The sequence below is a fragment of the Kitasatospora sp. NPDC059327 genome, assembly GCF_042752535.1.
In the GTDB taxonomy this organism is placed as follows: Bacteria; Actinomycetota; Actinomycetes; order Streptomycetales; family Streptomycetaceae; genus Kitasatospora.
The window spans coordinates 18,912-29,311 of record NZ_JBHYYB010000107.1 but is presented as its reverse complement, the minus strand read 5'-3'; the positions used below and the strand labels follow the sequence as shown (position 1 = coordinate 29,311).

8 protein-coding genes are annotated in these 10,400 nt (G+C 78.1%); 7 read left to right on the top strand and 1 reads right to left on the bottom strand.

What is annotated here, in order from left to right:
- Positions 1-261 precede the first annotated feature (261 nt).
- The 3 genes from ACFXHB_RS37730 (at position 262) to ACFXHB_RS37720 (ending at position 4,218) form a co-directional block, all read left to right on the top strand.
- Entirely contained in the window at positions 262-1,920 is a 1,659-nt protein-coding gene (locus tag ACFXHB_RS37730; protein ID WP_380580411.1) for an ATP-binding cassette domain-containing protein, read from the top strand.
- A complete protein-coding gene (locus ACFXHB_RS37725) occupies positions 1,920-3,887 on the top strand; it encodes an ATP-binding cassette domain-containing protein (RefSeq protein WP_380580409.1) in 1,968 nt (655 codons plus the stop codon). The genes ACFXHB_RS37730 and ACFXHB_RS37725 overlap by 1 nt, the downstream gene beginning before the upstream one ends.
- Before the next feature lie 151 nt (positions 3,888-4,038).
- Positions 4,039-4,218: a hypothetical protein gene (locus ACFXHB_RS37720; protein WP_380580407.1), complete on the top strand. Its 180-nt coding sequence runs from the start codon at positions 4,039-4,041 to the stop codon at positions 4,216-4,218.
- A gap of 110 nt (positions 4,219-4,328) precedes the next feature.
- Here ACFXHB_RS37720 and ACFXHB_RS37715 read toward each other — a convergent pair whose 3' ends face one another.
- Positions 4,329-5,429: an alcohol dehydrogenase catalytic domain-containing protein gene (locus ACFXHB_RS37715; RefSeq protein ID WP_380580405.1), complete on the bottom strand. Its 1,101-nt coding sequence runs from the start codon at positions 5,427-5,429 to the stop codon at positions 4,329-4,331.
- A gap of 150 nt (positions 5,430-5,579) precedes the next feature.
- Here ACFXHB_RS37715 and ACFXHB_RS37710 point away from each other — a divergent pair, with 150 nt between their 5' ends.
- The 4 genes from ACFXHB_RS37710 (at position 5,580) to ACFXHB_RS37695 (ending at position 10,385) form a co-directional block, all read left to right on the top strand.
- Entirely contained in the window at positions 5,580-6,992 is a 1,413-nt protein-coding gene (locus tag ACFXHB_RS37710) for a M48 family metallopeptidase (RefSeq protein ID WP_380580403.1), read from the top strand.
- Positions 6,993-7,094: 102 nt separating this feature from the next.
- Positions 7,095-7,748, top strand: coding sequence for a class I SAM-dependent methyltransferase (locus ACFXHB_RS37705; RefSeq protein WP_380580401.1), 654 nt, complete (start codon positions 7,095-7,097; stop codon positions 7,746-7,748).
- A 304-nt stretch (positions 7,749-8,052) separates the two neighbouring features.
- Positions 8,053-9,354, top strand: coding sequence for a hypothetical protein (locus ACFXHB_RS37700; protein ID WP_380580399.1), 1,302 nt, complete (start codon positions 8,053-8,055; stop codon positions 9,352-9,354).
- Between the two features lie 8 nt (positions 9,355-9,362).
- Positions 9,363-10,385, top strand: coding sequence for an N-acetylmuramoyl-L-alanine amidase (locus tag ACFXHB_RS37695; RefSeq protein ID WP_380580397.1), 1,023 nt, complete (start codon positions 9,363-9,365; stop codon positions 10,383-10,385).
- Positions 10,386-10,400 lie beyond the last annotated feature (15 nt).

The following is a 10,400-nucleotide window of genomic DNA, read 5'->3' as shown; positions in this document are numbered from 1 at the left end:
TTGTTTTTCTTCCACTTTCTCCTTGGGGGGGGGCGGGCCCCCCGTTCCCCGGGGGGCCCCCCCCCCGCGGGCCGGCCCCGGGGGGCGCGGCGCCGCCCTTTCCTCGCGCGGTGCCCTCTCCCGCTCGCTCTTCCCCGCTCGCTCTTCGCCGTACCCCCGGCGCCCCGCCCTTCCCCGCGCCACTCCGGCAGCCGCGCCACGCCCTTCCCGCTGCCGCGCCCGTGCCCCTCTCCCACTCAACCGTCCGACGGGAGCCCGCCCATGCCCCGCCGCCCCACCGGCTGGACCCTCGCCCTGGCCGTCGCCCTGCCCGTCGAGGCCGCCACCGCGCTCGCCCTGCCCGCCGCGCTCGCCGGGGCCGTCGACGCCGCGCTCGACCGAACCGCCGGGCACTCGGCGCCGCTCCTGCTCGCGCTCGTCCTCGGCACCGCCGCCGGGGCCGCCGCGCTCGCCGCCGCGGCCGGACCGGCCTGCGCGGCGGAGGCCACCGCCGCGCTGCGCGGGCGGCTGGTCCACCACCTGCTCGCCCTCGGGCCCGGCGGCCGCCTCCGGGCCGGCGGGCCCCCGCCCGGTGACCTGACCGCACGGCTGGCGGGCTCCGCGGCCGATGCCGGCGGCCGGCAGCCGGCCCTCCTCGGCGCGGCCACCGCGCTGCTCACCTCGGCCGGCGCGATCGTCGGGCTCGGGATCCTGTCACCGTGGCTGGCCCTCGCCTTCCTCGGCGGCGTGGTGCCCGGGGTGGCGCTGATCCGGCTGTTCCTGCGGGAGGCCGGGCAGGTCTTCGTCCGCTACCAGGAGGCACAGGCGCAGATCGCCGCCCGGCTGGCCGGCGCGCTGGCCGGACTGCCCAGCGTCCGGGCGGCCGGTGCGCGGCGGTCCGAGGCGGCCCGGGTCCTGGAGCCACTGCCCGCGCTGTCGGCGGCCGGGCACGCGCTCTGGTCCGCGCAGCGGCGCACGGCCTGGCAGGCGACGCTGCTGATCGCCGTGGTCGAGGTGGCGGTGCTGGCCACCGCGGGCACCCTGGTGGCGGCGGACGCGCTGGCGCCCGGGGCGCTCGCGGCGGCGGCCGGCTGGGCCGCCCTCGGGGCGGGGCTCTTCGAACAGGTCGAGGCACTGGTCGGGGTCGCGCACGCGCGGGCCGGGCGGTCCCGGGTCGACGAGTTGTTCGCCCTCACCCCCGCGCCGACCGGGGGGTCCGCCCTCCCGGTGGACGGCACGGGCGAACTGGCCTTCCGGGGCGTGGTGGTACGGGAGGGCGGACGCGTCCTGCTCGGGCCGCTCGACCTCACCGTGCCGGGGGGCGGCACGGTCGCCCTGGTCGGCCGCTCCGGCTGCGGCAAATCGCTGCTGGCCGCCCTGCCCGGCCGGCTGCGCGACCCGGACGAGGGCCGGGTGCTGGTCGACGGCGTCCCGGTGGGCGAGCTGACGGCCACCGAGCTGCGGCACGCCGTCGGCTACGCCTTCGAGCGGCCGGTCCTGGTCGGACGGACGGTCCGCGAGGCGCTGGACGGTGCCGGCCCCGAACAGGCGGCGTCCGCCCGGGCGGACGCCTTCCTCCGGGGGCTGCCGGCCGGGTGGGACACCCCCCTGGACGAGCTTCGGCTCTCCGGTGGTGAGCTCCAACGACTGGGGCTGACCAGGCTGTTGGCCCAGCCGGCCCGCGTGCTGGTGCTGGACGACGCCATGTCGGGCCTCGACCTCGCCACCGAGTACCACGTCACCGAGGCACTGGACCGGGCCACCCGGGGACGGACCCGGCTGGTGGTCGCCCACCGCGCGAGCGCCGCCGCCCGCGCCGACCTGGTCGCCTGGCTGGACGCCGGCCGCCTGCGGGCCCTCGCCCCGCACACCGACCTGCTCGCCGACCCGGACTACCGCGCCACCCTGGCCGGCGCCGCGCTCGAAGCGGCCGGTGCCTGATGGGCCGCCACAGCGCCCGGCCCGGCGCACCGCGGACCGACCCGCCGCCCGCCGACCCGCCGGACGCCGACCCGGCACGCACCGACCCGCCGCATCCCTCACCGCCGCACGCCGACCCCGCCGGGGCGGGCGCTCCCCCGCCCCGCGCGGGACGTCGCCCCCGTCGACGTCCCGCGCCGCGATGGTCGCCCGGATGGGTCCTGCTCGGCCGCCGACTCGCCACCACCCGGGGAGCGCTGTGGCGCCTGCTGGCCTGGTCCGCGCTGGAGGCGCTGCCGGCGCTGCTGTCCGGACTGCTGCTGTCCGCCGCCGTCGACCGGGGCTTCCTGGCCGGCCGGCCGGCGGTCGGCCTGGCCTGGCTGGCCGGCTTCGGGGCGGTGACCGCCGTCCGCGCCTACGCGGCCCGGGCCGGGTTCCCGTACCTGGCGGCCGTGGTGGAGCCGCTGCGGGACGCCCTGGTGGAACGGGTCGTCCGGGGTGCGCTCGCCCGCCCGCACGCGGATCCGGCCGAGGTCGCACGGCTGACCGAACAGGTCGAGTCCGCACGGCAGTTGACCGCCACTCTGCTGCGCACCCTGCGCGGTGTCGGGATCACCCTGGTGGCCTCGCTGGCCGGCCTCGCCCTCCTCGCGCCCGCCGTCCTGCCCCTGGTACTGCTGCCCCTGCTCGCCGCGGGCGTGCTCTTCGCCCGGCTGCTGCGCCCGCTGGTCGACCGACGGCGGGCCGTCGTGCTCGCCGAGGAGCGGCTGACCGCCGAGGCCGGGCGGGCCCTGCACGGGCTGCGCGACATCCAGGCCACCGGTGCGCGGCGGCGGACGGCCGAGGCGCTCGCCCACGCCGCGGGCGACAGTGCCGCGGCCTCCCGCGCCCTCGGCCGCGCCGCCGCGCTCCGCTCCCTGGTCGTCGCGCTCGGCGGACGGCTCCCGGTGGTGGCGGTGGTCGCCGCGGCGCCCTGGCTGCTCGGCGAGGGCGGCCTCAGCGCGGGCGAACTGCTCGGCGTGGCCGGCTATCTCCTGCAACAACTCGACCCGGCGGTGCGGACCTTGGCCGGTACGGTGGGCGGCTGGCTGCTCGACCTGACCGTGGTGCTCGACCGGCTCGCCACCCGCTACCCGGAGCCGGCCCCGGCCCCGGCCCCGGCCCCCGACGCCACCCCGACGCCCACCCCGGCACACGAAGGCCCCGCCCTCCCCACCCTCCGCCTCACCGCGCTGCGCCACGCGCACGGCCCGCACGCCGCCCCCGTCCTCGCCGGTCTCGACCTGACGACGGCCCCCGGCGAGCACCTGGCCGTGGTCGGCCCGAGCGGCACCGGCAAGTCCACCCTCGCCGCGCTGCTCGCCGGCCTGCTCACCCCGCTCGACGGCGAGATCACCGTCGACGGCCGCCACCCGCACCTCCTCCCCGACGCCGAACGCGCCCGCCTGGTGGCCCTGCTCCCCCAGGAGGCGTACGTCTTCCCGGGCTCGGTACGCGCCAACCTCCGCTGGCCCGGCCCGCCCGCCGCGGCCGCCCGCTCCGATACCCGACTCCTCGACGCGGCCGCCCTGCTGGGCGCGGACGCGCTGGTCACCCGGCTCGGCGGGCTCGACGGCGTGATCGCCGATCCGGACGCCCTGTCGGCCGGCGAACGTCAACTGCTGGCGCTGGTGCGGACGTACCTCGGCGCCGCGCCCGTCGTGGTGCTGGACGAGGCCACCAGCCGGCTGGACGCCGCCGCCGAGGAGCGGGTCGAGCGGGCCTTCGCCGCCCGCCCGGGGGTGCTCGTGGTGGTGGCGCACCGGATCGGTTCGGCGCTGCGGGCCGACCGGGTCCTGCTGCTGGACGGCGGCCGGGGCACGCTCGCGCGCCACGGCGACCTCCAGGTCCTGTCGCCCCTCTACCGCGAACTGGTCGGCCACTGGCTGGGCTCGGCGGGCCCCCGGGCGGCCGGGCCGCTCACCGGACACCCGTCAGGATCTCGATAGGATCTCGCCCGTTCCGGCCGTTATGGTGGCCGGGGCACGGGCCGCGATCACCGGCTCTGGCGCCGTTCAGACGCCCGATCACGCGCCCGACCGCACCCGCGGTGCCAGCCGGCGCCGAAGCACCCGCACCCTCGCACGGAAGACGATTCTGATGTCCGACACCCTCACCGACACCACCGGACCCGCGATCACCGGGGCCGCCGCCGACGGGACCACGGCCGAGGACAGCGCGTCGCACGGCCGCCACCGGGGCTCCTCCGCCCCCGACGACCGGCCCGAGGCCGACCCGCACGGCCGGCACCGCCTGGGCATGGGCGCCGAGCAGAACTGAACCGCCGAACAGGGCTGAAGCGGCCTTCACGGTCCTTCGCGGCAGGGCCCGCCGGGTGCGCCGGCGGGCCCTGCCGCGTCCCGGCGGGCACCCGGCCCGCCGCCCGGCGCTCAGTCCAGCACCACGACCGTCCGCAGCGCCTCGCCGCCCCGCATCTGCGCGATGGCCTCGTTGACCTCCGCCAGCCCGACCCGGTGCGTGACCATGCCCGCGAGGTCGATCCGCCCGGCCCGCCACAGCTCCACCACCAGCGCGATGGTGCGCGGCACCGGCGCGCCCCCGTACAGCGAGGGCAGCAGCCGCTTCTCGTTGAAGAAGAGCTCACCCATGGTGAACCGGGCGAGGTCGTCCTGCGCCCCGGCGCCGATCACCACGACGGCGCCCCCGCGCCGCGCCGCGTCGTACCCGGCCCGGACGGTGGCCGAGCGGCCGACCGCTTCGAAGACGTAGTCGAAGCCGCCGCCCGGCAGACCCTTGGCGGCGGCCTTGAGCTCCTCGGGCGCGAGCGCCTCGGTGGCGCCGAAGGCCAGCGCCCGCTCCCGGCGCGAGGCGACCGGGTCCACCACGGTGATCCGGCCGGCGCCGCAGACCCGGGCGCCCTGCACGGTCGCGACACCCACCCCGCCGGCGCCGATCACCGCGACCGAGGCCCCCGGTTCGACCCGGGCGGTGTGCACGGCGGCGCCGATCCCGGTGGTCACCCCGCAGCCGATCAACGCGGCCAGCTCGTACGGCAGATCGGCGGGGACGGTGATGACGGCGTCGCGGTCGACCACCACCTCCTCCGCGAACGAGCCGGTGCCGTAGAAGCCGGAGGCCTCCACCGGCTCCCCGTCCGACGACGGACCGCCGCCGAACCGGAAGCCCGGCGCGCCGAGCCGGCGCAGGCTGGCGACGCAGAGGTGCCCCCGGCCGCGCTCGCAGTGGGCGCAGCGGCCGCAGGGCGCCATCCAGCAGAGCACCACGCGGTCCCCGACCGAGACGCCGGTCACGCCCTCGCCGACCTCCACCACGTCACCGGCGCCCTCGTGGCCGGGGACGAACGGCGCGGGCTGCGGCAGGACGCCGCTCATCGCCGACAGGTCGGAGTGGCAGAGGCTGGCCGCCCGCAGGCGCACCCGCACCTTGCCGGGGCCGAAGCCGACCGCCACCACGTCGTCGCGGACGTCGAGCGTGTCCTGGCCGGTCTTGTGCAGGATGGCTGCGCGCATGGAACGCTCCGGGTTCGCCTCGGGTCGGGGTTCGGGCCGATTCTGGCACGTCGCGCCCGGGCGGAGTAGAACACGTTCCATTCGGCCGCTCCGCCTGCGCGCGTGGACGGCGTGGCCGCCGGAGCGCGCCGCCTGGCATGATCACCGGCCGTGTCCATACCCGCGGTTCCTACGGCCGCCGAACCCGCCACCGCACCCGCTGACGCCGCACCCACCGACGCCGCCGCGTCCGCCGCACCCACCGCGTCCGCACCGCAGGCCTGCCCGTGCTGCGCCGCCACGATCGACGCCGACCCCCGGTTCGCCGTCTGGTGCCCGGCGTGCGAATGGAACCTGACCCCCGAGGCGACCGACGCCCCCGCCCCGAAGACCCGGCGCGGCGCCGCCGACGCCCGGCGCCGGGCCGCCGCGACCGCCCGCGCCGACCAGCTCTTCGAGGACCTCGCGGCCGGCCGCACCGCCACCGGCGGGCAGCGGGCCTGGCTGGCCGCGGCGGCCATCGCCACCGCCGTCCACCTGACCACCGCGGCCCTGTGCGCCTGGGGGCTCTGGCTGCTCGTCACCGGCAACACCCCGCTGCGCTGCCTCGGCGCACTCGTCCTCGCGCTGGTGGTCCTGATCCGACCCCGGCTCGGGCGGGCCCCGCGCGGCGAGGGCGTGCTGACCCGGGCCGAGGCGCCCGCCCTCTACGGCCTCGCGGACCGCGTCGCCGCCGAACTGGGGACCCGGCCGGCCGGGGTGATCCAGGTCGACACCGACTTCAACGCGAGCGTGTGGGTGGCCGGACCGCGCCGGCAGACGGTGCTCACCCTCGGCCTGCCGCTCTGGGAGGTGCTCGGCGAGCAGGACCGGGTCGCCCTGCTCGGACACGAGTTCGGCCACCGGGTCAACGGCGACCACCGGCGCGGCCTCTGGCTCGGCACGGCGATCCACGCGCTCGCCCACTGGCACGACCTCGCCCGACCGCGCGGCCACTACCGCGACGCGGTGGGGCTGCGGATGCTGTTCCAGCTCACCGACCTGCTCCTCGGTGTGCTGCTCGGCGGCGTCGCCCGGCTGCTGTGCCGGGTGCTCCTGCTGCTCGACCGGCTCACCTCGCGGGCCGGCCAGCAGGCCGAGTACCACGCGGACACCCTCGCCACCCGCGTCGGGTCCACCGAGGCGAGCAGGGGCCTGCTGCGAACGCTGCTGCTCCACCGGACCGCCGAGACCGCGGCGACCCGGGTGCGCGCGGAGCTGCACAGCCGGCCCCGCGCCGCCCGCCGCGGCCGGACGCCCGACCCGGCGGAGCGGACGAGCGCCCCCGAGGCGTTCTGGGAGCGGCTGCGCGACCACCTCGCCTCCGTCCCGCCGCTGGAGCACGAGCGCCTGCTGCGCCGCTCCGCCCTGGAGCGGGGCGCCGTGGACACCACCCACCCGCCGACGCACCTGCGGCTCGCCCTCCTCGACCGGGCGCCGGCCGTACCCGCCGCCGTCGCCATGACCCCCGCCGAGGCCGCCGCCATCGCCGCCGAGCTGGCCCCGCACCGCGTCCGCGTCGCGCGCACCCTGCTGGCGGGCTGAGCACCCGCGTCGGACCCCACCGGACGGGACGCCACCGCCTACCGTCCAGTAGGGTCCGACGGCGAGCACCAGCACCGATCCACCCGCCAAGGGAGCTGCACCATGTCCGACCTCCTGGAGAACACGCGCCCCGCACCCGAGGTGCTGGCGGCCTTCGAGGGCGCGACCGGGTTCATGCCGGTGGACGAGGGGCTCGCGCTGTACGCGGCGGCCCTGACGGCGGCCAGGCGGACGGGACTGCCGGTGCTGGAGATCGGCACCTACTGCGGGCGGTCGGCGATCCTGCTGGCGGCGGCCGCCCGGGAGGCCGGGACGGTGGCCCTGACCGTCGACCACCACCGGGGTTCCGAGGAGCAGCAGCCCGGCTGGGAGTACCACGATCCGACGCTGGTGGACGAGCGGGTGGGCCGGATGGACACCCTCCCCCGGTTCCGCCGCACGCTCCACGCGGCCGGGCTGGAGGACCACGTGGTCGCGCTGGTCGGCCGTTCCCCCCAGATCGCGGCGCTCTGGGGCGGGCGGCTCGGCCTGGTCTTCATCGACGGCGGCCACACCGACGAGCACGCCACCGGCGACTACGAGGGCTGGGCGCCGCACCTGGCCCCCGAGGGCCTGCTGGTGGTGCACGACGTCTTCCCGGACCCGTCGGACGGCGGCCAGGCGCCCTACCGGGTGTACCTGCGGGCGCTGGACGAGGGCTTCGAGGAGGTCTCGGTCACCGGGTCGCTGCGCGTCCTGCGCCGGGCCCGCGCCTGAGCGCCCGGTCCGTCCACGCCTCCCCCGAACCGCGCGCCGGCCGTCGGCCGGCCCCGGACCCCGCCCCGAACACCCCGCCCCGAACACCCCGCCCGAACGTTCTGCTCGAACACCCGCCCCGCACGCCGCTGAGCACCGACGAGATCCCCGGACCCGCCCCACGGCCGATCACGGATGCTCTAACGTCGTGCCGGGGCTGTCGGGCGGGGGTTCGAACGGTACGGTGTCCGCGCGGCGCACCGGCGCCGGCGACAGCGGCACAGCACCAGGCAGAGCGACCGGGCAGACGGTGGGGGCCAGCACAATGACGGACCAGCAGAACACCGCTCCGGCGGTCTGGGACCCGACCGCGCGCGGCGGCGCCGGCGGCTGGGTACGCGGCCCGCAGCAGCCCGCCCCCGGAGCGGCCCCAGCCCCGGCCGCCCCGACCGCCTATCCACCCGCCGCCCAGCCGGCGCCGCCCGCACCCGGCCGGCCCGGTGAGGCGCCGCGGGCGCCCGGTCCGCCGCGGCCCCCCGCGGCGGGCGGGGTCGACGACCAGGGCCCGCCGCTGGCCGCCCGCCCCTACCTGGCCGCCGGCGGCCAGGGCTACGACGCCCCGACCGCCGTCTTCCCGGCCGCCGCGCAGCCGCCCACCGGCCCCCAGCCCGCGACGCCGTCCGCGCCCGGGTTCCCGAGCCACGCGACCCCCCAGGGGCCGCCCGGCGGCTACGGCTACCCGCCGGCGCCCCACACCCAGCCGCCCGCCCAACCCCCGGCCCAGCCCCCGTACGCCGCCGCCCCGTACCCCCAGCAGTACCCCGGGTACCCGGCCCAGCCGTACCAGCAGTACCAGCAGCCGGACTACGCCGCCGGCTACGAGGACCTGGACTCCGACGACCGCCCGACGAACCGGCGCGCGCCCCTGCTGATCGCCTTCGCGCTGCTGTTCGTCCTGGCCCTCGGCGGCGGCATCCTCTGGGCGGTGAAGGGCAAGGACGACTCGGCCGACCGGGCCGCCGCCCCCACACCCACGGCGACCGCCACCGACACCGGCACCACCGGGAACCCGCCGCCCGCGCCCGACGGATCGACCGGCGCGCCGAGCCCCACCGCCACCGACACCGCGTCCGCCTCCCCGAGCCCGACCGCCGGCGCGGGCGGACCCAACGCGCAGGCCCAGGCCAAGGCCCTGGACGAGCTGCTGACCCAGGGCGAGAGCGCGAAGGCGCCGATCGGCAGCGCGGTCGCCAAGGTGAGCAGCTGCCCCGCGAAGGCCGACATCGACAGCGCCGCACAGGTCTTCGACACCGGCGCCAAGCAGCGCGACCAGCTGCTCGCCAAGCTCGCCACGCTGACCGTCACCGACCTGCCCGGCGGCGCGGACGCGGTACGGTCGTTGAGCTCCGCCTGGCAGCTGTCCGCCGACATCGACCGGGCGTACGCGAGCTGGGCCCGCGCCGTCTCCGCCCAGGGCTGCTCGGGCTCCGCCCCGAACACCGCCGACAAGAAGCGCGCGGACGAGCTCAACCCGCAGGCCACCCAGGCGAAGAAGGACTTCGTGGCGAAGTGGAAGGCGATCGCCGACCCGTACGGCCTGACCGCGCGCACCCAGGACAGGATCTGAACCACCCCGTGACCCGTACCACCAACGGTCCGCAGGACGAACCGCCCCGCCGCTCCCGCCTGCTGCGCACCACCACCGTGGCCGGCGCCGTGGTGCCGCTCTGCCTGGCCGGCTGGCTGGGCTGGCAGGCCGTCGCCGACCACGGCCGGGACGGCACCGCACCGGCCCGCGCCGCCGAGGCCGCCGCACCGCCCTCGGGGTCACCCGCCGGGTCGTCCCCGGGAGCTCCCCCGGCGTCCCCCTCCGCGCCCCTCCCGGCATCGGCCGACGCCCCGAACGGCACCCCGGATCCCACCGCCCCGGGGACCACCGCCCCCGGCTCGGCGTCCGGCGCCGCGTCCTCCACCGCGTCCGCCACCGCGCTGGCCGGCCGCACCGTCCTGCTCGACCCCGGCCACAACCCCGGCAACGCCGCCCACACCACCGAGATCAACCGCCAGGTGGACATCGGCAACGCCCGCAAGGAGTGCGACACCACCGGCACCTCCACCAACGCCGGCTACAGCGAGGCCGAGTTCACCCTGGACGTCTCCCGCCGGGCCCGCGCGATCCTGACGGCCCGGGGTGCGACGGTCGTCCTGGTCCAGGACGGCGACCAGTCCTGGGGCCCCTGCATCGACGCGCGCGCGAAGGCGGGCACCACCGCGCACGCCGACGCGGCGGTCTCCGTGCACGGCGACGGCGGCCCGCCCGGCGGCAGCGGCTTCCACGTGATCATGCCCGCCAAGGTGGTCGCGGGTAAGGCCGACAACGCCGCGATCGTCGCGCCCTCGAACCGGCTCGGCCTGCTGCTGCGCGACAGCTTCCGCACGGTGACCGGCGAGCCGTACGCCGACTACATCGCGAGCCAGGGTCTGGACACCCGCTCCGACCTGGGCGGGCTGAACCTCTCGACCGTGCCCAAGGTGTTCATCGAGTGCGGTAATATGCGCAATTCGTCCGACGCCAAGCGGATGACGGACCCTCAGTGGCGCCAGCAGGCCGCCCAGGGGATCGCCGACGCGCTGACGACGTTTCTGACCACGCGGTAGGCGAGCGGGGGTCAC